Origin of the sequence: Psychrobacter pulmonis (assembly GCF_904846465.1) — a bacterium.
Lineage (GTDB): Bacteria > Pseudomonadota > Gammaproteobacteria > Pseudomonadales > Moraxellaceae > Psychrobacter > Psychrobacter faecalis.
Window position 1 is genome coordinate 191,008 of sequence record NZ_CAJHAT010000003.1, and the last position, 21,600, is coordinate 212,607.

Consider the following 21,600-nt stretch of genomic DNA (forward strand, 5'->3'; position numbering starts at 1 on the left):
ACGGCACAAAAAAATAGCTAAGAATACTCTTAGCTATTTTTATGGTTAAAACAGAGCTTCTATTAACTATTAAACCTTACGAACCAGTACCGAGCCAATCGAGTAACCGGCGCCAAATGAGCAAATCACACCCAAATCACCAGATTGTAGCGCGTCTTTATAACGATGGAACACAATCATTGGACTTGCTGAACTGGTATTGGCAAACTCATCAATGACACTTGGTACAATCGCTTTATCTGCTTCTTTACCGATAACGGTACGCAAGATTAAATCCAGCATATTGGCATTGGCCTGATGTAGCCACATCATTTTGACATCGCTGGCTTGCAGATTGTTTTCATGCAAATGCTCAGTAATAATCTCAGAAACCTTTGGACAGACTTCACGGAATACTTTACGACCGTTTTGTAAAAACAGTTTGTCAGTGACCGGCTCTTTGATATCGGGGTACATCTCAGTCTGCGCTGCTAAGAACTCAGAGCGATCCATAAAGCCGTATTCGTTTTTGATATTGGTCGAAAACTGAGTGAATAACTTGGCGTTTAGAATCTCGTAGCCTTTTGGCGTATCAAGCTCTTCTACGATACAAGCTGTTGCAACGTCACCAAAAATAAAGTGGCTGTCACGGTTGCGCCAGTTTAGATGCGCTGAGGTAATCTCAACGTTCACAACCGCAACGCGTTTGGCAAGACCCGAAACGATAGAACCATGTGCTTGCGATAGACCAAAAGTCGCGGCACTACAAGCAACGTTCATATCATAAGCAAAGCCACCAATCATACCAATCTCATTTTGAATCTCGATAGAGACCGCAGGATAAGTACGCTGGAAGTTTGAACACGCAAGAATAATACCGTCTAAATCATTGGCCTCAAGACCTGCATCAGCGAGCGCATCTTTCAATGCAGCAGCGCCCATTTCTGCCATGATAGACAGCTCTTCGCCCAAATTACGATAGGCAATGACAGGTGCCATAATTTCAGGATCTAAGATACCGTCTTTCTCCATCACATAACGTGATTTGATGCCCGATACTTTTTCGATAAAGGCCGCTGATGAGTGCTCTAGCGCCGTAACTGTGCCAGCTTCAATCGCGTCAGCATGTTTGGCATTGTAATTATCAACATACTGGTTAAATGACTCTACTAACTCTTCATTACTAATGCTATAAGGGGGGATATATAGGCCAGTGCCTGTGATACAAGTCGTCATGATACGCTTCCTTGTCTACTACGATGGTGCTTGCAATAAGCATAAAAGTGGAGAAAAACAACAGTCGTCTAATTCTCGGTGAATAACTGTAAACTTAAAATAAGTGCCTTTATTATGCCTGAATAATATAATTTTTCTAATACTTTGTTACAAATAATCCGCTTCTTAATGAGAATAAGTAAAGATTGGCTTCATTTGTAGACAGCTGCGCTATAATTGCTGTGAATTATCATCATTTGGTTGCAACTTGTTTGTTAACTCTCGCTTTACTTTTTAATTTTGGAATAGCAATGGCGGAACTCTTAAACTGGTTATTTGGGCAGTATGCTGACTACTCAATCCTATTTATTGCCTTAGAATTGATTGCGGTCATATTTGGGGTCAGTAGCGTCTTACTTGCCAGCAAAACCAATATTTTGGTTTTTCCTATTGGATTGGTCAGCACCGCTATTTTTGTCTATCTACTTTGGAAGTGGCAACTGTTCGGCGATATGTTTATCAACGCCTACTACAGTATCATGAGTATTTATGGATGGATAAATTGGACGCAAAATAAGCACAATACAGACATCAAAAAGCATCATGACCATATAAATCCAACCAGACAGCAGCAAGATGCACACACCTATAATGCGGACGCTCACTCTGCCATTGACGTTGAGCATTTAAACAAAAAAGATCTCCCTATACTCACTGTACTGGCGGCAGCGACCGTCGCCTTTGTCGCTTTGATTTATTATTTTAGACCTGTTATCAATAATAACTTTAGCTTCGATGGCGCGGTATTAGGCTTGCACTTATTTACCTGGGTCGATTACACCGACATGCTGACCACCGCGTTGTTTTTAATGGCAATGTGGCTGATGGCGCGGCGTAAAATCGAACACTGGCTACTTTGGATTATTGCTGATGCGATTTCCGTGCCGCTGTATTTTTATAAAGGTCTAACTTTTACCGCGCTACAGTACGTAGTCTTCACTCTCATCGCAATCTGGGCATACTATGAATGGCAACGACGCTACCGCGTACAATCTCACGCAGCATACGCCTAAATCGGTGATCAATGTCGCCATACTAGGGGCAGAAAGCACTGGAAAAACCACATTATGCCGCGATTTGGCTGCGCATTTTGGCAGTCCGTGGGTACCAGAATATATGCGCACTTACCTGCAAGTAAAATGGGATAACGAGCAGCTGACTTGCACGTGGGATGATTTACTACCTATCGCGCAAGGTCAAATCGACTTAGAAAATAAGCTAGCCAAACAAGCAGCGCAACTGCCTGATGACAACCGTTATTTATTTTGTGATACCAATTTATTTGAGCTGATGGTGTATGCCAACTGGTATTATGGTGACTGCCCTGAGGCGCTTAGCCAAGCGGCATTGACACACCATTACGATTTAATACTCTTGACCGAAGTGGATATCCCGTGGGTCGCCGATGATTTGCGTGATAGCCCGCATCAGCGTGAAGATATCAGTGCTTATTTTGCCAGTCAGTTAACTTTGCATAATAAAGATATTCAACGCATCGGTGGCGATAGAGTGCAACGGGTGCAGCAAGTGACTAAATGGCTAAATGGCTAAATGGCTAAATGGCTAAATGGCTAAATGGCTAAAAAGAATAGAGAAATAACCCCAAATCTTAGGCAAAAACCTATCGTACCTGTAGGAATTATTTTTGAAAGCTGCCCTATTTACGATGATCGCTTTAATAGCCTTTGCCGCCAACTCTTTGCTTTGTAGAATGGCATTGGCAGACGGCGCAATTGATGCCTGGAATTTTACCGTTATCCGCTTGCTTAGCGCTGCCGCGTGCCTTGGTCTTATCATGCTGCTGCAAGCGTATTTTTTAAGAAGAAACCGTTTAAGAAGAAATGGTCCAAAACAGACTGGCAGTATTGATAAGCCTGTCTTAAAAGATAAAGGCGACTGGTTTAGTAGTCTTTGCTTAGTTATATATGCACTATGTTTTTCAGTGGCTTATCAAGCGCTTGATACCGGGACGGGCGCGCTTATTTTATTTGCCGCCGTACAGCTTACAATGATTGGTTGGGGCATTTATCATAAAGAACCATTAACTCGCGTGCAGTGGACAGCGCTTTTGATCGCATTGATAGGTTTTGTATACTTGATGCTGCCATCAGCTAGCACGCCTTCCTTTTCTGTGGCGTTTATAATGGCAATAAGCGGTAGCGCTTGGGGTATCTATAGCATACGTGGTAAAAACTGCGTCTCACCTCTCAGAACGACTGGCTTTAATTTTATAAGAAGCCTAGTGGCTGTGCCAATATTGGCATTATTAGGTATGGGTTATTTAAACGATATCAGCATGACAGGTATCATATTGTCAGTCGCGTCAGGCGCTATCGCTTCTGGCATCGGTTACAGTATCTGGTATATGGCGATGCCGCTCTTAAAAACCACCCAATCAGCAGTAGTTCAACTTTGTGTACCGGTACTTGCCGCCCTATTCGGTATGATATTTTTGTCAGAGAAATTGACTTTAGATTTTATTGTCGCAAGCGCAGTGATATTAAGTGCGGTGTTGGTCTTTATTTTAAATAAAGGGAGAGTAAAATCATACCATTAACATCAGACGCATAATGTGCAAGGAAATATGCCAAGCTTTGCTGACCATAGCGTGCAGTGATAAAAGTGCTAGCTGATGTTACTTGCCCAAATACGAACCACAACACGAAATTACATTTTTTATTGTATGATACGGCCTTAGCGTAACCAATAAAATTCACATTAATTTTTGAGGACTATTATGAAAAAATTATTCGCTGTTGCCCCTTTTGCCGTACTACTCGCTGCTTGTGCGACCAGCGCGCCGACCACCACAACGCCACCAGCCAATACTCAACCAGTAACTCAATCATTTACTTGTGAAGACGACGGTCAAATCACTGCTGCGTATACTGCAAACGGTGAAGCTGCCAACCTAAACGTTACTTTACCAAAAGTTGGCTTAGACAACGCTAAAGTTAACATGAAACAAGCCGTTTCAGGTTCTGGCGCTCGCTATGTCAACGATGTGAACCCACAGACCACTTACGATTGGCACACTAAAGCAGATTACGGCATCATGACCATCAAAACAGACAAAGGTCAAGAATACCAAGTTAATTGCCAACTATAATAATCATAAATAATGACTGGTAGTTAATAAACAGTGACTTAAGTAACATCTGTATTTTTACTTAAACCTATTCAAATAAAAGAGCCAGCAGTCAAACTACTGGCTCTTTTTTGTGCCTTATTTTTTTATTTAAACTTATCTTTAATAAACCAATTTAGGCATTTATAAGCAATTAAAAGAATGACTTATCAAAAGTTTCTTTTAAGCTTTTAGGTTCGCAGCGTTTGACGTCGTTTAGCTTATGACGAGTTTCTGAAGCTATTTGATAGGCCTTTAGTCGCGACTGCTGCAAATTGCCAATCGGACGGTTTTCCTCTAGGCAGCGAAACGGTGTAAAGGATAAGTTTTCCATAATCTCAAAATGACCGTCATCCGGCACATCTTGACAAGGAATTGTCAGTCTCGCTACCGTCACAAATGGCGCGTCCTTCTCTTTCCATTCGGTGGTGATCTCTTCAATCGGCTGCTTTTTAAGACTGCGACACAGCTGAATCTGGACGTCAAACTGATAATCATGCTCGCGTATTTCATCGATAATCAGCGGGCGAATTGCTTCCTCGCGTGCATTTACATCAAGCTCACGACGGGTGATTTTTTTAGCCGCGGCTTTGGTTGGCGTGACTCTTATCTTTGCCATATAGTCGCCATGACGCACTACGCCTTGCGAATGAAAATCATAAAGCAAGGTGTTTTTTGGCTCAATGGTTATAAATCCGCCCAGTGCTTTAAAGGTTTTAAAAGACTCTTTGGTCGGTAATCTTGAGCCGTAATTGGTCAACCAATTAAAAGCCAATTGCGCTTTGCCTCTTGCGCCTTTTTCAGCGTATTCTGGCAGCTCTAAAAACAGCTTAGAGATATACGCATAATCTTCGATTCGATTACAGAAAAACACCGGATGATTGATTAAATTAAAATCAAAGTTAGGACTATCTTCTTCGCCGGGAGCGAGTTTTTCACCCGCTACGTCAAAGATCTTAATCGCCAAACCTTGCGCTAAGCCAAGCTTACGATCAGGCGAAACGCGCGAGGCACCGTTAGAAAAACGAATGACGGCATCATGAATACCTGCTTTGGCATACAAACCTTGCGCGTATTCAGCAGGCAAATTATCTACTATCTCAAACTTGGCTTTAAGGGCGCAGTAGCCTTTGGCATGAGCATCGCGCGTATGGTAATCGACGTTACTGGCTTTATCACTTCGAGCGATATAGTTTTTGATATCATCGGTAATGGTGCGAATATTACGCTCGTCTTCTGCGCTCAGCGCAATATATTTTGCGTCATAAGGTACATATTTAGGTTTGAATAATTTCTTTAGCATTTTTTTAATCCTTTTTTATCAGTAGTTATTCTTGTAAATGAAACGGTATTTTTAAGCTTTTAAGACAATTCACTCATCCATTTTAGCGCCGATAAGCTTGGGATAAATAAATACTCACCGCCGTACAAGGTATTGAAAGTTTCGATACCGTGATAGCGCTGACGAATTGGGTCAGCAGGTACGGTAAAGGTATCAGCAGCGGCGTCTTTATCGCCATGATGGACACCAAGCATCGGATCTTTTTCTTCTCCTAAGCTCATAAAATTACCATCATTAATCCATTGCGATTGTAAAAATTCAACAGTCTCCATAGCATGAGCATTGATACCAATAAAAAATAGCCCGCGCTCTTTGCCATCGTCCTCAGTCACATCGGGCGGCAACACCTCGCCAAAACCGACGCTGCGCCTAACGATACGGTGAATACGTACGTCTGATAAAATAAAGTCTTTGCTGTCTCTTGGATTCATACGCCGTACATGGGCACCAAATGGACATTTTTTGCCATAAGGATCGTCTTTATAGCCAAAGTTATCGTTGCGGTTGGGGTCATCGCCCAGTGCTTTATCATCGTGCTCAGGAGATAAGACCACAGGCGCCCCTGAGCGCCAACGCCCCCACATTTTTGCGCCCAGCAACTCAGCTTCTTCGTCACTCTGCGTATTTTCTTTTAGAAATTTATTAAAAGCGGCGACATGACTGTTATAGGCACGCAATACCATAAATGAGCCGTTTTTGCCCAAGACTTCTGGCTGCGGCATTGGTGCTATCGTGCCCGCCTCGCCCTTATAACCTAATACGAACTCGCCTGCTGCTATCGCCTCACCGTCAAGACTTGGCGGCGTTTGTATACCACTGCCTTGAATCTCTGGATTGCTAATACCATCGCGATAGCCGAAGACGTTTTTGACATTATTGTCTGAACCGAAAGCATGCTCCATAAGAATTTCAATATCGCCATTGGCGGGATTATCTTCATTGATATACGACTGAATATTGTCTTGCAGCTCCTTTAGCTTTATTTGCCATTTCTCTTTACTATCAGCAATAATGGCCGCACCGACATGGATATCGCCTTTATCACCAAAAGGGGCAGCCCAGTTTTCTGGGGCATTGATATCGAAATCCCGCAGCTTTTCTGCGCGCTTCGCCATACCTGCTTTAAAGGATTCTGGAAAGCTATCCAATGACGACCGCGGCACGCCGAGCGCCTCTAAACCATCATAAGTCATGACAATAGATAGCGTCGCTTGCATGTCTTTATGCCACGCCTTACTGCCAGTTACGTCAGGTAAAACGGTTTTCAAAAGTTGGCGCCCAGCTTCTGCATTATTGATTTTCAGCGCAACGATTGTTCCATAATAAGGCGTTGGTCGATCGCGTAAAATAATGGATTGAATGTCTTCTAGCTGCATGGTGACGGTATTTGGATTAAAGACGCCGCGTGCTTTATTCGCTAAAGTCTCGATACCGTCGCCGACTTCTTTTTTAATATCTGCTAACCACGATTCAACATTGCTATCTACGATACGATTGCCAAAGTTATCCTTTAATTCATGCAGTTTGCTGGTTAAAGGCTGATTGTCTTTTGAAGTACTATCATTTTTATTATTATTTCCAGTGTTTTTACTCATTGTTAACCCTATTTTTATCATTGTCTGAGTTTACTTTGCCCTTACCTTTTATATCACCCAGCCCATTTAAAAATGGTGATATAAAAGGATGGCATAAATTAGTAATATCTTATTGTTTTATCACAAACTTTAAGACTGTGCTTCATCCAGCGCTTTATTAATGCCTTTAACAATGCGGTCTTGGCGGCGAATATCTTGAATAGTCAGATGCGGAACTCCTACATACCAACCAGCGGCAGTGATTTGATGATCTAAAATGAACTGTTTGACACTCGGGTCTTTAATGCCAGGCCAACCTTCAACGCTCCCAAATAAAATATCCATCAGTTCAGGAATTTTAGTGGCAAAGTCGTCGATATAAGGGTCCCAATCACCATCATAAGCAGTACAAAACAACACTCTGGTATCATTGTCTAAAAACACAAAACGCAGGTCGTGCAGCGTACCAACCCGCGTTGCCCCTGCCAAATTACCGCCAGCAATCTCTAAGACTTTTTTTAGCCGTTCTGCCCCGCCTTCTTTTAACGGTGCAATCACTGTTAGCTCTGAAACTTTTCCGGATTTAAGCCCTTTTTCACCGGCAGTGGTCGTTGAATGGTCATAACCATCATCGCCGCCCTCTTTTAAATTAGCTATCAAAAGCTCAGCGCGCAATTTAAAATCATCAATAGATTCGGTGATTTTGGCTTTTAAATCTTCAGAATTATCGATAATGCGCTTTTTGTTATTTTTAGCATCAGCGTTTTTAGCATTATTGTTTTTAGTGTCATTATTCATAATATTCGCCCTTTTATTATGTTGTTATTATTTGAAAAGCACTTTGTAAAAAAGATACTCTATAAAAATAAGCTGTCATTTCGCTATCAACTTATTAGTTTTTACCATAACAGACATAAAGAGAAGCTCGAAGCCCAGCAAGTTATTCACACAAAATAGAACAGAGAGCAAACGTCACTATTATTTAATTTCGAACAAAGTTTTAGTATTGATATTGTTTTCATTTTTGCTCAAAGAGCGCTTTATTCGTTTATAGAGTTAAACAAATAGCCTTCATCTTGTTTGGATAAAAAAATTGCTTGGATACGTTATATATCCAAGCAATTGAAAATCACGGTATTCTTATACTTGTTTATAGTTATTAGTGTATCTACTAACTCAGCTATCAAAGCCATTGTTTAATAAAATGATATCTAAACCACAGTCACCTGCAAACGCGCATCCACATTACCGCGAGTAGCATTGGAGTACGGGCATACTTGGTGAGCCGCCTCAACAAGGGTTTGCGCTTGCACCTCATCGATACCAGACACCTCAACGTACAAATCGATATCTAAGTTATAGCTGCCATCGGCCTTCATACCAATACCAACTTGGGTCGAGGTCTTTGACGCAGTGATCGGCAGTTTCATGTGCTGCGCCGTCATATTTAAGGCGCTATCAAAACAAGCGGCGTAACCCATGGCAAAAAGCTGTTCTGGATTGACACCTTCTTTATCTTGCTCTTGAAATGACACCAAATCAAAACCTAACGAACCATCATCAAGACCGGTGTGACCAGAACGACCGCCGCTTGCTGTGGCGCGAGTTTTATAAAATATTTTCATTATCTATTCCTTATGTTTTACTTACACAAAATTTGTTTCAATCAATCATGAGGCTGCATCAGTCTCAATAAGGCTAGTATAAGACTCGGCGCGACAATCTGTTAGAACATAGCTCCAAACCTCTTGCCCAATCCTACAAAACTCTATAGTATCGAGCAATTGTATAAAATAAGAAAAGCTAATGAATCAATCAACTATTGAGCAACTCTTATCGTTATTACCTAGAAACAAAACCATTGAATCCGCCGTTTCAGGTTTGTTTTTTTACTGTGCTGATAAACCCAGTAAAGCGGTCAGCTATATTCAAAAACCTAGTATCTGCATCGTTTTACAAGGTGCGCGCGAGATTTACTTAGGTGCCGACTGTCAAAGGTTTGACAAAAGTAATCTCATGTTTTGCCCCGTTAATATCCCTTTAAGCATGCATATAAGGCATGCGACGGTAGAGCGTCCGGTCATTGTGCTGTCTATGAAATTAAACCTTGTTATGATTAGTGAGGTTTTAGCAAAAATACCGCCGAAACCGCCTAATACTGAAGGATATTTAGGAATAAAGTGGCAATTGGACAGTACCATCATGGCGGCGTTTGAGCGCCTGATACACTTGCTTGATTATCCAAATGATATTGGTTTTCTTGCTCCATTAATTCAGCAGGAGATTTACTATCGCCTGCTTATAGCAGAGCAAGGCAATAAATTGCGCCAACTGGTAATCAATGGCAGCCATACACACCGTATTAGCAAAGCCACCGATTGGATAAAGACGTATTTAAATGAGGCAATAGTTATCGAAGAATTGGCCAGTCGCTGCGGGATGAGTGTCTCAGGGTTTCATCATCATTTTAAGGAAATTACTCAGTTAAGCCCGCTTCAATACCAAAAAAGCCTGCGTTTGATGGAAGCAAGACGACTGATCCAAGCAAATGACACTCAAATCGCCCAAATCGCTATGCAAGTCGGTTATGAAAGCCCGAGCCAATTTAGCCGAGAATATAAACGCTTATTTGGCATCAGCCCGAGTGCTGAATTACAGGTCTAGAATTAAGCAGTCAAAATCAAAGAATATAAGTATTATCAAAACTGACAATCACGTTCATAAATTAGCGCCTAAATTCATGCTCATCTGTTTTTTTAGCAATAAACTGTACCACCGCACTCAAACCTTGATGGCGCTTACCTTCAGAAATCATGCGCTGCTTTTCGATACCCGTTATTTCTTCTAACTCTGCCAGCTCAGCACGCAAAACTGCTAACGAACCAAAGCGCTCTTTTTGTGTTGCAGGAGGTCCGCCGACAGCGTCCATGCTTAGCTGCTGCTCGGTATAAGCCTCTAAGATAAACACGCCCTCTGGCTTGAGCGCTGGTGCAATCTGCCCATGAACGTGCTGGCGTATGGCTGGCGGCAGATGCGCCCAGATAGCAACGATACTGTCCCACTGTGCTTGGCCAAACTCATAGTCAGCTAAATCAGCAACTTGAGTGATGATATCAACGCCTCTATCTTGCGCCAGCTTTAAAGCTTTATTTAATCCTACGTTAGACATATCCATGGCGGACACTTCGTACCCTTGTTCTGCTAAAAACACCGCATTTCTGCCTTCGCCTTCAGCCAAACATAACACCCTGCCACCTAGCGGTATTTTTTGAAAATTTTCTTTTAAAAAATCATTGGGCTCTGTACCAAAGATGTACTCTGTTTCGTTATAGCGTTCGTTCCACATGGTTTTTCCTTTTTGTTACATTGGTTTTTAATTTTTGCTTAGGCTATTTACTTTTTATTTATACATCGTTATTTACCAATTTAGCATCTATCACACTCTGAGTTAAATAAAGAGGATAATAAAAACAGTTGACTTAACCCATATATTCGCAATATAACATATAATAATATATTCAATTATTAGAATATACTAGGTATTGATGTGTTATCCATGGATGGTCACATCACCGTCAGATTTAGGGAGGAAGTCACATGATTCGTTTCAGCTACACTCTCAAATGCTGGGCATTAGGTATCAGCTACTATGTAGGCTTTTACTTTATCGCCCTCTCAAGCAATCCTGACTTCGCCAAATATCTCTATATTCTGGCTGTCAGCACCCTACTTTTCCCGATTGCCAAACGCGCAGTCGATGTCATCACCGATTTTATCGCGCCGCACAGCATTATCTTTAATGGTCTATTATCATCATTACTCATTAACATTGTAATTTGGGTTTTAACGCCGTTTATCGTCGCCATGACCCTTATTGCCTTGCTGTTTTATGCGATGGGCGTGGTGACAGAAAACATAAGAGCAAAACCCTAAAGCAAATTTTGGCGCTTATTAAGTACTTTAAACTAACTATAGTAGAATTACTCTAAAATCGATACAGTGCGACTGGGATGAATTTTTCGTAGCCTCTGTGATAACAGCAAGCAAGGAAAATTTATACCAGTCGAAGAAATCTATAACGTGTCGCTTTTATTTTACACTGACTATATTAAAGTAGAGATAAAATCATATTATCTTTGCTTTGAAGGTGGATTTAATGAGTTTACGGCCTTCTTCAGATAAAAACGTTTAGCGCTTACTATTTATAATATAAAGTTTTTTGTTTTATTATGAGTGATGTAATAAATATTCATTGTTAATCCCTGCCTAAAAGGCTTATGCTATAAGGTCAACCATATAGACTTACCAATGCAAGGCTATTACTGTCATGTTAACAAATGACGGTATCTTTGCGTCTTAATCAGGGCTTTTTATTGAAAGGATTTATTGCATGACAACTGCTACTCGCCAAGAACATGACCTACTCGGCTATCGTGACGTGCCCGCTGATGCTTACTATGGTATCCAAACCTTACGTGCTTTTGAAAACTTCACGGTCAGTGGAGTGCGCTTGAACCAGTTTTCGACCTTTATTCGTGCCTTTGCCACCGTTAAAAAAGCAGCCGCGATTGCCAATAATAAAGTAGGCGTGCTAAATGACACCGTTAAAGATGCTATCGCAGCGGCGTGCGATGATTTAATTGCTGATAAATATCATGATCAGTTTATCGTTGATATGTTCCAAGGCGGTGCAGGTACGTCGACCAATATGAACGCCAACGAAGTGATTGCCAATCGCGCGCTAGAAATCCTAGGCTACGAGAAAGGCGACTATCAGCACGTGCATCCAAATAACGATGTCAACTTGTCACAATCAACCAACGACGCCTACCCTACAGCGATGAATGTGGCGTTAGATGAATACTGTGTCCATCTATTAAGTAAAATGGATATCTTGTATAACAGCCTTAAGAAAAAAAGCGCGGAGCTTGCCGATCAATTAAAAATGGGTCGCACGCATTTGCAAGATGCTGTGCCTATGACCGCGGGTCAAGAGTTCAACGCCTTTGCAACCATGATCAAAAAAGAGATGGATCGTATCGAATCTACTCGTGCACTGTTTCATGAAATCAATATGGGCGGCACAGCAATTGGTACGGGCTTGAATGCACCAGCGGGCTATTCTGAAGAAGTTGCCAAAACCTTGTCTGATTTGACTGGCAGACCTTATTATATTGCTGAAGATTTGATTGAAGCGACACAAGACACCAGTGCTTATGTGGCTTTGTCTGGCAATTTGCGTCTCTTTGCTGCGCGTTTATCTAAGATTGCCCATGACTTACGTTTGCAGTCTTCGGGTCCGCGTGCAGGTTTAGCGCAATATCGCTTGCCTGAAATGCAGCCTGGTAGCTCCATCATGCCGGGTAAAGTAAATCCTGTGATCCCAGAAGTGGTGAACCAAGCGTGTTTCCATGTCATGGGTATCGACCATACTATCGCTATGGCGTCAGAAAATGGTCAGCTACAGCTAAACGTCTTTGAGCCTGTTATTGCCTTTAACTTGTTTACGGGTATGAGCATGCTGGCTAATATCTGTGAGATGTTTGCCACGCGCTGTATCGATGGTCTGATGATGAACAACGAGGCATGTAGTGTCGAGGTATTCAATAATATCGGTCTGGTCACCGCGCTAAATCCGCACCTTGGTTATGACGCCTCTTCTTTTGTTGCGAGAAGAGCACAAGAGACTGGTGGCAGTGTTTACGACATCGTATTAGAAGAAAAACTGATGGACAAAGAAACGCTAGATGATATCTTGTCTCCTGCCAATATGGTGTATCCAAAGGTTAGAGCATTGCTATAGTTTATCTATGGTTAAACAAAAAGGCTGGATTAGCGTTTGCTAATCCAGCCTTTTTTATTGTTTATCATTAGATATGGAAATTATTGTAGGGTGCGCCAAGCGCACCGATAAGAAGTAAATTACATGAAAATGGTGCGCCGGGCCCACCCTACTCACTAGCTATCTAGGATAACTGGATTTTCGGTAAAATTCCTAGTTACTAACTCACTTTCTCCCACATTTTATTTAGACGCTTCGGTGATACCGCCATGCGGGTTTTCATCGGCTGCGCGAAGAGTTGAATGCGATACTCCTCAACCATCCAGCGATATTCGCTAATGGCTTTATCATTGGCACGATTTGCCAGCCGCTCCATATGCTCATCAAGAGCGTAGACACCATCAAGATCCGCTTCAAGATTGTGCTCAAGGCGCTCAAGACGAATCTCTAATGCTTCCAAATAGCGTGGATACTGCTGCCAATGGCTATAATCCATGCGATAAACAAAATCAGCCAACTGCAAATCCTCTAGCTGGTCTTCGATATCTTCGATAGACTCGCCAAATATTTCTCTATCAAGCATGAGTAAGCTCTGACGAATACGCTGCCAACGCGTATAGACATTTTTGAGTGTTTTTATGACATCTTGACCCGTTAATAGGAAGTTACCAGCGACGACTTCTAAGGTTTTCTCAAACTCCTCTGGCGTAAAAGGCAATTCTTCTGCAAGGGCAACAGCAGTATCATCAGCGCTTTCAGGTAAATCGGCAGTATGATCAAATAGCACATAATGCTCTTCAAGCGCAGCATCTAATGCCGCATCGATAACGATGGTTTTTAGCTTCTCCATATCACCAAGGGGAGCAAAAGCCAATTTAAATATCTTATCAATCTGACTGGTGAGCTGTTTTTTCTTCGCACCAAGCTTAGCTTTTATTAAAGTCAAAACCCCGATACGGTGCGCCTGCAACGCTGCATTAACGTCGGTATATTGGTGAATCGATACCGCCTCGCCCGACGCGTCTGCGACCAAAGCAGCAAACTGTTTCATCACCACACCTGCACTATGATGATTTTTGCTAAAGGCAAAATGCTCAGGAAACTCCGTATGCGTACCTTGTTGCTCATTCACCGCTTGGCGGGTCTCTTGAGCATGGCGAATTTGTAGCGTTTGTAGGTCGCGACCTTTTTCGATAATGCGGTTTTTGTCATCGACCACGCAGATTTGCGGCTGTAAATAGCGATCAATGCTAGCAGGATTAAAACTCTCAGGCGTCACCGACATAATGCCGCGACGATTTAAAGCTTGGCACAGCTGCTTAAGCAACCCTTGCCCACCAGCAGGCTGCAACTCATCAAACAAGCTATCGGCAGTATCAGGAATGGGGACGATTTGACGGCGAATGTCTTTCGGCAATGACTTGAGCAATTGTAATACCAGCTCATAACGCCAGCCGGGTACGCCCCACAATAGCTCAATCGCATCAAGCTGCGGTAGCGCTGCCAGTGGCACACGAATGGTCACGCCATCATCATCGCTTGACGGATCAAAGACATAACGCAGCGGTAATTTTAAATCACCCAGTTTCCACACTTCTGGAAAATCGCCTGTCGTTGGCGCTTGGCTATTAAGTACGTCATCATCGGTGAAGAATAGATACTTAGTATCAGTTTTTTCCACCTCGGCACGCCAATCTTCAAACGTTTTGCGGCTGGCAATATGCTCGGGGATTTTTCTATCATAAAACTGATACAGCGCTTCTTCATCAACCAATAAATCACGGCGACGCAATTTGTCTTCGATACGTTCAATATCAGCAATTTTATCCATATTATGCTGTAAAAATGGCGCTTGCCGACCCAAATTACCGGTCACCAAACCATCACGGATAAAGATTTCTCGCGATTCGCTTAAATTGACTTGCTCATAGTTGGTCAGCTGTTTACTGATAATAATCAGACCAAATAAGCTAATCTGCGCGTAAGCTTTAACGCGTCCGGTCTTCTTCGACCAATGCGGCTCAAAGTAGTGATATTTTAACAAGTCGCCTGCCGCTGAGATAATCCATTCAGGCTCAATTTTGGCAACGGTGCGCATAAATACTTGCGAGGTTTCCACCACTTCAAAGGCCATTACCCAAGGCGGTACTTGTTTAAACACCGTACTGGCTGGGAAGATTTTGGCTTTTTGCTGTCGCGCGGCTAAGTACTCACCGCGATTTTCAGTTTTATGCGCGATCGTAGATAACAGACCCGTTAATAACGCACGATGTAAATTGGCATATTTAACGGCTTTGAGTTCTTCATCTTCAATCGCGGTAGGGTCGCTAGTCACATTCTCTAAAGAAGCTTTTTTATTGCTACCTTTATTAGTGGTTTTTGCCTCCTTAACATCGGTCAGTTTTAGCTCAGTGACCATTTGTACCAGCTGGCGATGGGTTTGATGCCACTCACGGACGCGCGGGAAGCTCAAATAGTTTTTCTTGGTAAAATTCTTACGCTGATTACCAGACAGTTTGTTGCCGTCTTCGTCCTTTTCAAACAAGGCTTTCCACAGGCTCAAATAGAATAAGAAATCTGAATCATCTTGACGAAACTCAGCATGCTTTTGATCCGCCTGCTGGCGCTTATTGGCAGGACGCTCGCGTGGATCCTGAACAGCAAGCGCCGCAACTACGATGAGCATTTCGCGAATACAATCAAAATCGCTACCGGCAACTAGCATACGTGCCAGCCTTGGATCAATTGGCATACGTGCCATTTTTTGCCCAGTCGGCGTCAGAACTAGATGGTCAAGACCTTTTTGTTTTTTAGCATTACTGGCTGTTTCTTTTTGAGAAGCTTTTTTGGAAGTAATCGCCCCTAACTCATCGAGCAATTTATGCCCATCAGTAACTAAGCGGCTATCAGGTGGCTCAATAAAGGCAAAATCATCGACACTGCCTAAGCTCAGGTTGGCCATTTGCAAAATAACGGAGGCAAGATTGGTACGTAAAATTTCAGGTTCGGTAAATTCTGGACGACCAGTAAAATCCTCCTCGCTATAAAGACGAATACAAACACCTGGCGCCACACGACCACAGCGACCTTTACGCTGATTGGCCGCTGCTTGTGAGATGGCTTCAATCGGGAGACGCTGCACGCGCGAGCGGTACGAATAACGCGAAATCCGCGCAAATCCTAAGTCAATCACATAGCGAATACCAGGTACGGTCAGTGCAGTTTCGGCAACGTTGGTGGCGATAACGATACGCCGACCGCGACCTGACGGCTGAAAGATTCGCTGCTGCTCTTCATAAGTCTGCCGTGCAAATAGTGGCAGCACTTCGGTATGTTTTGGCCCATGACGCTCAAGCACCTCTTGGAGCTCACGAATCTCAGCTTCTGTCGCGGCAAATATTAAAATATCTGCTTGATCGGCATGACCTTTATTTTGTGCATCGCTAAAACATTCTTCGACGGCAGCAACCACCGCACGCGGCAGATTCTCTTCAAAGTCATCATAGCTATCATCATCCGAGCTGTTTACTGGCTCATCGGTCAGCGGACGATAACGAACTTCCACAGGGTAACTGCGACCTTCGACATTAAAAATCGGCGCAGGCACGTTACGTTTTAGCTTCTTATCATAATGGCTAAAATATTCACTAAAGCGTCTAGTATCAAGGGTCGCTGAGGTAATAATGACTTTTAAATCAGGGCGCTTGGGCAGCAGTTTTTTTAGATACCCCATAATAAAATCAATATTTAAACTACGCTCATGTGCTTCATCAATGATAATGGTATCGTACTTACTCAAGAAACGATCATGACCCAATTCAGCGAGCAAGATACCATCGGTCATGAGCTTGACAATAGATTGTGCCGACCCTTGCTCATTAAAACGAACCTTAAAGCTGACGGTATTACCAAGCTGCTCGCCCAACTCTTCAGCGATACGGTTTGCTACGCTGCGTGCTGCCAGACGTCTTGGCTGAGTATGCCCTATTTGTCCTGTAATACCGCGACCTGCCAGCATTGCAAGCTTTGGCAATTGCGTCGTCTTACCAGAACCCGTCTCACCTGCCACGATAATCACTTGGTTATCAATAATACCTTGAACCAAGTCATCAGCACGTTGGCTTACGGGCAAGTCAAGATTTAACTTCGCTGCTAAATCTTGAGGAATACTATCAATACGCGCTTGCACCGCTTGCTGTGAGCGGGTTTTTATTTTGTCATACTGCGCACGTTTTTTGGTTAGCCCGTCCTCTGCTTTATTATCAGAACCCTTCTGATCTCTTTTATTATTAGCCACAGCGGCACGCGCCAGCTCACGCTCTAAACGACTGAGATAATAGCTATCTTTGGCTAAAACTGGTAAGTCAGTGGCAACCTTCGCGTACGAAGATGCCTTATCACTGTTTACAGTAATATTTGAGTCATCATTATTTGGGTTGGCGGCTTTACTTGCTTCATTTTCGTTGGAGCTAAATTCATTAGAGCTTAGGTCGTTGGTTGTGTTTTCAGTAGCAGTTTCTGTAGTATTCTTAGAAGTATTGGGCATATTTACTTAGGCTATTTATTATTTGGAAGTGCTTAGATTATGGGGGTAATTTGGGCGTGATTCAAGATGGTTATAGAAACAGGCTAAAGCAAAAAATTCACTAATTACTGGTATAAATTACCTGCCCACTAGTTGCAGCTCCCGTAAAGAAGCTATGGAGCTTTTGCAATGGCAGCATAGGAAAAGGCAGGTGCAACGAAAGTAACAGTCTTTCAAACGCCACCACCTCATCAGCTAATAATTTAGCGACATTAGGCTGAATCTGTGGATTTTCATAAAAGTTATCAATTAACCACGTCAATTGTGGAAAATTGGCATTATTATGAATCTGATAAAGCGTGGTCAATAGCTCATCAGATATTTGGCTGCGCGTTTTGCGTATGATGCCATTTTTATAGTACATATTTAAAGCCATATTATGCTAACCTCCTTAAATTCTTGATACTCAGATAACCAACGTACTCTTTATCATCAGTATTCGCAAACTCATTGTTATCGTTAGTAATCGGCTCAATTAGCAACCGAACATTGGGGATAAGGTCATTGACGTTGTATATGTCATCGATATCTACCTCAAACTTATCATCAATATGCGAGGCGGCATTAAAAGGCGACTCTTTATCTTTATAAGTAAATTGCTTATAAAATTCGCTCTGCTTTGCTTGCTTAATAGCGTCCGCTTGAGTAGCAGCAACGATAAGCAGCTTATAATGAAACTCCTCGAAACTGCCGCGCTGATAACCCCCTAAATTGATAAAGAATAATTTTAAATCGTTGGTACTCTCTATATCGTTGGCACTCTCTGTTTGGCTACTTGATTCGACCAATTTAATCGCATAATTATCAACTTTTCTAATCGCTCGATACGAGTCAATATGCCATTTATTTTTGACTTCAGGCCAGTGCTGATTGATATCGTCTATCAGCTCGCTGACTTGGTTGGCCACGCCAAAAAATATATCGTGCTGCTCAATCAAACGACCTTTTGGGCGACCACCAAGTTGTACCATAAACAGTGTTAGCATTTTACCCATTCCATAGCCAATCTCTTCTATAAAGCTTAACGTTAAAGTTCTAGTTATACAGTCATTGAAAATAAAAGGAAATAAAAAACCCGATATTTAAGTAAATATCGGGTTTTATTGAAAGCAGTAAATGACGGCTTAAACTAGATTAAGAAAAAATACGCCCACAATCCGACGACTAGGGTAGCAAGAATATTTAGAATAACACCAACACGTATCATCTCGTTTTGCTTAATCAGACCCGTACCAAAGACAATCGCATTCGGCGGCGTGGCAACTGGTAGCATAAAGGCACATGAGGCGCCAATACCGATGACCAAGACGAGCACTTCGTGTGGCAGTCCCATTTGCTCAGCAATAGCAGCAAACACTGGTACTAACAAAGCAGCAGAAGCCGTATTAGAAGCAAACTCTGTCAAGAAGATAATAAATGCCGATACGGCAATCATGACGATAATAAGCGGTGCTGAAGACAGCGCATTGGCAACCGTTTCGCCCAGTACCAAAGACGCACCTGATACTTTCAAAATCGTCGATAGCGCGATACCGCCACCGAACAGCATGAGTACGCCCCAATCGGTATTATCAGACACTTGCTTCCATGATACCAAACCCAAGCTCACTACAGCAGCAGCAGCGGATAAGGCAATTACGGCATCGGTATCCGTGATATCTAATGCAGCACCGATTTTTTTGGAAAATATCCAGCTAAGGGCGGTAATGATAAAGACGATAATTGTCACTATGCGCGGTTTATTCCAAGCGATAGGCTCGTCTTCAAGCAGTACAATCTTACGGTTTAGATTTGGTTTTAAATACACATACATGGCACCCAATAACAATGGCAAGAGCACCAACATCATCGGTATACCAAACTTCATCCAGTCTACAAACGCAATATCAAGCGCCTTTGCGGCAATAGCGTTTGGCGGCGAACCAACAATTGTACCCAAACCACCAAGACTCGCTGAATAAGCAATACCCAGTAATACGAAAACAAAGGTGCCACGATCTTTTTCACGGTCAACTTGGGTCAAAATACCGAGTGCTAGTGGCAACATCATCGCCGCGGTCGCAGTATTCGATATCCACATCGACAAAAACGCTGTCACACCAAATATCAAAAATACTGCCGTGCTGAGCTTGCCGCCTGACATCGATAAAATCTTCAACGCAATTTTTTTATCCAGTTGCTGTACATGTAGTGCCGCAGCCAAAGCAAAACCACCAAAGAATAAATAAATCGTCGGATTAGCAAAGCTTTGTAAACCAATCTCCGCATCAAACTCTGGAATGCCAATCAACGCACCAACGACGACGACCAAAAGCGCCGTAATCGTAACGTGCACCGCCTCTGTCAGCCACAGCACCCCGATGAAAAACAACATCGCAAGGCCCTTATTGGCATTGATATCAAACGGCAAAACGTTATAGATAATCATACTGATAACCGCCGCAATAGCGACCACTATCAACCCTTTGCCCGTACCTTTTGGAAAGGTGTCGGTAAATAAATACTCGTTGCCATCATCAGGAAGATGGCTATCTAGTTTTTGCTCTGACATAAAATGTCCTTATTTTCCCCAAAGACAGTGTAAAAAACCTGAAACAAAAGCGTACTTTGGCGATTTACCCTTCATCAATCGGTAACCGCAAAAAATACGCCGTCATCATAGCAGATATATAACAAAAAACTGATTTAAGAGTGCTGCTAATAATTTTACAATAAATATGGTTATAGAAAAATTAAGCAGTAATCCTTGTGATGTACGGTTACACATCGTCACTAAACAAGCGTACACCGTGTATGTACAAGCGTACAGTGCTATCTCATACTAAATAAGTTAATTAAAGCTAAAAGCCGATAAATTTACCCATTATATTTTTAAAATTTTTATTGGGCTTTATTGGACATTGATAAAAGCAAACAGGAGTATGCTATGCCAAATTCAAACAAAACCGATGCGACCACAAAAATGGCACCAAAAGATATCAATCAAGATGGCTTGGATAAAAAAGATCAGCAGCGTACCGACGACTCTGCATTAGATATGATGCAAGGGTTACATGAACATGAAGATCACGAAGAAGACGATAAGTAGTTTGTCTCGTTAAGCTTATTTGAATTAAAAAATTAAAATAAAAAGCGCTCATCAAGCAGATGGGCGCTTTTTTTGTCTCGGCTGTCTTTTTTCTGGCAAACGGTCTGACATATAGTTATAGAAAAAAGCTGCACTCAAAACAATGCTAATAGGGACAAATAACGCGCCATAGCCAACTTTGGCATATAAAAACGCCCCAACGGCGCCGCCACCGCAAAAGCAGTACCAAATAATCGCTTGAAAGCCCAATGTAGGCTTACTAATACGCCGTCCCGCCAGCCAGTTACCGATGGCAGCGCCCATATCAGAGGTCAGACCGGTCAAATGGGTGGTACGAATAACCGCGCCGCTATAGGTGGCGACCATCGCATTCTGTAAGCCGCACGCCATCGCCGCTGCCAATTGTCCTAAGTAATCATGCTGCTGATATAACCAATAGCTAATCAATAATAGCGCCGCTTCTATATACAGCGCACTGCCGTAACGCCGACCCAGCTTTAATGATCGTTGCCCAATCACAAAACCGCTTAATATTGCTCCTGCCAAAAAAGACAGCAGCAAAGCACCGATAAATAAAATACTGCGACCGTCTAAATGGGCAATCGCCGCTGAAAACAAGCTGACATTACCGGTCACATGCGAGACAGACAGATTGGTAAAGCCCATTAATGCGGCGGTATTGACGCAGCCTGCGCTAAATGCCAGTACAGCGCCGCCCCACAATATCCATTTTGGTAATCTGGTTATCATATTCGTTGCCTAATAGCCTAACACCAAAAAGCCCTTATTATAACCAAAAAAGACAGCCAATTGGCCGTCTTCTCTACTGCTTAACTCATATTAACTTT

At 42.5% G+C, this 21,600-nt stretch carries 19 protein-coding genes; 8 read left to right on the forward strand and 11 right to left on the reverse strand.

Annotation, left to right across the window (positions count from 1 at the left end):
• Positions 1–69: 69 nt before the first annotated feature.
• Entirely contained in the window at positions 70–1,215 is a 1,146-nt protein-coding gene (locus tag JMX70_RS07135) for a beta-ketoacyl-ACP synthase III (RefSeq protein ID WP_191689894.1), read from the reverse strand.
• A gap of 290 nt (positions 1,216–1,505) precedes the next feature.
• Here JMX70_RS07135 and pnuC point away from each other — a divergent pair, with 290 nt between their 5' ends.
• The 4 genes from pnuC (at position 1,506) to JMX70_RS07155 (ending at position 4,363) form a co-directional block, all read left to right on the forward strand.
• The gene (gene pnuC, locus JMX70_RS07140) at positions 1,506–2,267 is read left to right on the forward strand and encodes a nicotinamide riboside transporter PnuC (protein WP_201590832.1); all 762 of its coding nucleotides are present in this window, start codon (positions 1,506–1,508) and stop codon (positions 2,265–2,267) included.
• Positions 2,218–2,805, forward strand: coding sequence for an AAA family ATPase (locus JMX70_RS07145; RefSeq protein ID WP_201590834.1), 588 nt, complete (start codon positions 2,218–2,220; stop codon positions 2,803–2,805). Before pnuC ends, JMX70_RS07145 begins: the two co-directional genes overlap by 50 nt.
• A 94-nt stretch (positions 2,806–2,899) precedes the next feature.
• Positions 2,900–3,811: a DMT family transporter gene (locus JMX70_RS07150; protein ID WP_201590836.1), complete on the forward strand. Its 912-nt coding sequence runs from the start codon at positions 2,900–2,902 to the stop codon at positions 3,809–3,811.
• 180 nt (positions 3,812–3,991) lie between these two features.
• Positions 3,992–4,363 carry an MliC family protein gene (locus tag JMX70_RS07155; RefSeq protein ID WP_102077060.1) on the forward strand — a complete coding sequence of 124 codons (372 nt, stop codon included), beginning with the start codon at positions 3,992–3,994 and terminating at the stop codon, positions 4,361–4,363.
• Positions 4,364–4,535: 172 nt separating this feature from the next.
• Here JMX70_RS07155 and JMX70_RS07160 read toward each other — a convergent pair whose 3' ends face one another.
• The 4 genes from JMX70_RS07160 to JMX70_RS07175 form a co-directional block, all read right to left on the reverse strand.
• The gene (locus tag JMX70_RS07160; RefSeq protein ID WP_201590838.1) at positions 4,536–5,684 is read right to left on the reverse strand and encodes a catalase family protein; all 1,149 of its coding nucleotides are present in this window, start codon (positions 5,682–5,684) and stop codon (positions 4,536–4,538) included.
• 59 nt (positions 5,685–5,743) lie between these two features.
• Entirely contained in the window at positions 5,744–7,318 is a 1,575-nt protein-coding gene (locus JMX70_RS07165; protein WP_201590840.1) for a Dyp-type peroxidase, read from the reverse strand.
• A 129-nt stretch (positions 7,319–7,447) separates the two neighbouring features.
• Entirely contained in the window at positions 7,448–8,095 is a 648-nt protein-coding gene (locus JMX70_RS07170; RefSeq protein ID WP_225211551.1) for a hypothetical protein, read from the reverse strand.
• A 413-nt stretch (positions 8,096–8,508) separates the two neighbouring features.
• Complete coding sequence (locus JMX70_RS07175; protein WP_201590842.1) at positions 8,509–8,922, reverse strand: organic hydroperoxide resistance protein; 414 nt, start codon at positions 8,920–8,922, stop codon at positions 8,509–8,511.
• A gap of 181 nt (positions 8,923–9,103) precedes the next feature.
• On the opposite strand from JMX70_RS07175, the gene JMX70_RS07180 reads away from it, so the two are divergent.
• Positions 9,104–9,961 carry an AraC family transcriptional regulator gene (locus JMX70_RS07180; RefSeq protein ID WP_201590845.1) on the forward strand — a complete coding sequence of 286 codons (858 nt, stop codon included), beginning with the start codon at positions 9,104–9,106 and terminating at the stop codon, positions 9,959–9,961.
• A gap of 61 nt (positions 9,962–10,022) precedes the next feature.
• On the opposite strand, the gene JMX70_RS07185 is transcribed toward JMX70_RS07180, so the two are convergent.
• Positions 10,023–10,643, reverse strand: a complete 621-nt coding sequence (locus JMX70_RS07185) for a class I SAM-dependent methyltransferase (protein ID WP_201590848.1) — start codon at positions 10,641–10,643, stop codon at positions 10,023–10,025.
• Between the two features lie 251 nt (positions 10,644–10,894).
• Between JMX70_RS07185 and JMX70_RS07190 the strand changes: the two genes are divergently transcribed.
• Positions 10,895–11,230 carry a hypothetical protein gene (locus tag JMX70_RS07190; RefSeq protein WP_201590850.1) on the forward strand — a complete coding sequence of 112 codons (336 nt, stop codon included), beginning with the start codon at positions 10,895–10,897 and terminating at the stop codon, positions 11,228–11,230.
• Between the two features lie 457 nt (positions 11,231–11,687).
• Positions 11,688–13,100, forward strand: coding sequence for an aspartate ammonia-lyase (locus JMX70_RS07195; protein ID WP_191689912.1), 1,413 nt, complete (start codon positions 11,688–11,690; stop codon positions 13,098–13,100).
• A gap of 199 nt (positions 13,101–13,299) precedes the next feature.
• Here the strand turns inward: JMX70_RS07195 and hrpA are convergent, their stop codons facing one another.
• The 4 genes from hrpA to JMX70_RS07215 form a co-directional block, all read right to left on the reverse strand.
• A complete protein-coding gene (gene hrpA / locus JMX70_RS07200; protein ID WP_227671194.1) occupies positions 13,300–17,625 on the reverse strand; it encodes an ATP-dependent RNA helicase HrpA in 4,326 nt (1,441 codons plus the stop codon).
• Positions 17,626–17,725: 100 nt separating this feature from the next.
• The gene (locus JMX70_RS07205; RefSeq protein ID WP_201590852.1) at positions 17,726–18,040 is read right to left on the reverse strand and encodes a hypothetical protein; all 315 of its coding nucleotides are present in this window, start codon (positions 18,038–18,040) and stop codon (positions 17,726–17,728) included.
• A gap of 1 nt (position 18,041) precedes the next feature.
• The gene (locus JMX70_RS07210; RefSeq protein WP_201590854.1) at positions 18,042–18,650 is read right to left on the reverse strand and encodes a DUF1543 domain-containing protein; all 609 of its coding nucleotides are present in this window, start codon (positions 18,648–18,650) and stop codon (positions 18,042–18,044) included.
• A gap of 143 nt (positions 18,651–18,793) precedes the next feature.
• Positions 18,794–20,215, reverse strand: a complete 1,422-nt coding sequence (locus JMX70_RS07215; RefSeq protein WP_201590856.1) for an SLC13 family permease — start codon at positions 20,213–20,215, stop codon at positions 18,794–18,796.
• A gap of 375 nt (positions 20,216–20,590) precedes the next feature.
• Between JMX70_RS07215 and JMX70_RS07220 the strand changes: the two genes are divergently transcribed.
• On the forward strand, positions 20,591–20,752 hold the full coding sequence (locus tag JMX70_RS07220) for a hypothetical protein (RefSeq protein WP_201590858.1): 162 nt from the start codon (positions 20,591–20,593) through the stop codon (positions 20,750–20,752).
• Between the two features lie 51 nt (positions 20,753–20,803).
• Here JMX70_RS07220 and JMX70_RS07225 read toward each other — a convergent pair whose 3' ends face one another.
• Positions 20,804–21,502, reverse strand: a complete 699-nt coding sequence (locus tag JMX70_RS07225; protein WP_201590860.1) for a YoaK family protein — start codon at positions 21,500–21,502, stop codon at positions 20,804–20,806.
• Positions 21,503–21,600: the final 98 nt, after the last annotated feature.

Excerpts from the sequence above, each read along its gene's own strand:
- JMX70_RS07135 (WP_191689894.1), bottom strand. The coding sequence starts at position 1,215 with ATGACGACTTGTATCACAGGCACTGGCCTATATATCCCCCCTTATAGC.
- pnuC (WP_201590832.1), top strand. The coding sequence starts at position 1,506 with ATGGCGGAACTCTTAAACTGGTTATTTGGGCAGTATGCTGACTACTCA.
- JMX70_RS07145 (WP_201590834.1), top strand. The coding sequence starts at position 2,218 with ATGAATGGCAACGACGCTACCGCGTACAATCTCACGCAGCATACGCCT.
- JMX70_RS07155 (WP_102077060.1), top strand. The coding sequence starts at position 3,992 with ATGAAAAAATTATTCGCTGTTGCCCCTTTTGCCGTACTACTCGCTGCT.
- JMX70_RS07160 (WP_201590838.1), bottom strand. The coding sequence starts at position 5,684 with ATGCTAAAGAAATTATTCAAACCTAAATATGTACCTTATGACGCAAAA.
- JMX70_RS07165 (WP_201590840.1), bottom strand. The coding sequence starts at position 7,318 with ATGAGTAAAAACACTGGAAATAATAATAAAAATGATAGTACTTCAAAA.
- JMX70_RS07170 (WP_225211551.1), bottom strand. The coding sequence starts at position 8,095 with ATGAATAATGACACTAAAAACAATAATGCTAAAAACGCTGATGCTAAA.
- JMX70_RS07175 (WP_201590842.1), bottom strand. The coding sequence starts at position 8,922 with ATGAAAATATTTTATAAAACTCGCGCCACAGCAAGCGGCGGTCGTTCT.
- JMX70_RS07180 (WP_201590845.1), top strand. The coding sequence starts at position 9,104 with ATGAATCAATCAACTATTGAGCAACTCTTATCGTTATTACCTAGAAAC.
- JMX70_RS07185 (WP_201590848.1), bottom strand. The coding sequence starts at position 10,643 with ATGTGGAACGAACGCTATAACGAAACAGAGTACATCTTTGGTACAGAG.
- JMX70_RS07190 (WP_201590850.1), top strand. The coding sequence starts at position 10,895 with ATGATTCGTTTCAGCTACACTCTCAAATGCTGGGCATTAGGTATCAGC.
- JMX70_RS07195 (WP_191689912.1), top strand. The coding sequence starts at position 11,688 with ATGACAACTGCTACTCGCCAAGAACATGACCTACTCGGCTATCGTGAC.
- hrpA (WP_227671194.1), bottom strand. The coding sequence starts at position 17,625 with ATGCCCAATACTTCTAAGAATACTACAGAAACTGCTACTGAAAACACA.
- JMX70_RS07205 (WP_201590852.1), bottom strand. The coding sequence starts at position 18,040 with ATGGCTTTAAATATGTACTATAAAAATGGCATCATACGCAAAACGCGC.
- JMX70_RS07210 (WP_201590854.1), bottom strand. The coding sequence starts at position 18,650 with ATGCTAACACTGTTTATGGTACAACTTGGTGGTCGCCCAAAAGGTCGT.
- JMX70_RS07215 (WP_201590856.1), bottom strand. The coding sequence starts at position 20,215 with ATGTCAGAGCAAAAACTAGATAGCCATCTTCCTGATGATGGCAACGAG.
- JMX70_RS07220 (WP_201590858.1), top strand. The coding sequence starts at position 20,591 with ATGCCAAATTCAAACAAAACCGATGCGACCACAAAAATGGCACCAAAA.
- JMX70_RS07225 (WP_201590860.1), bottom strand. The coding sequence starts at position 21,502 with ATGATAACCAGATTACCAAAATGGATATTGTGGGGCGGCGCTGTACTG.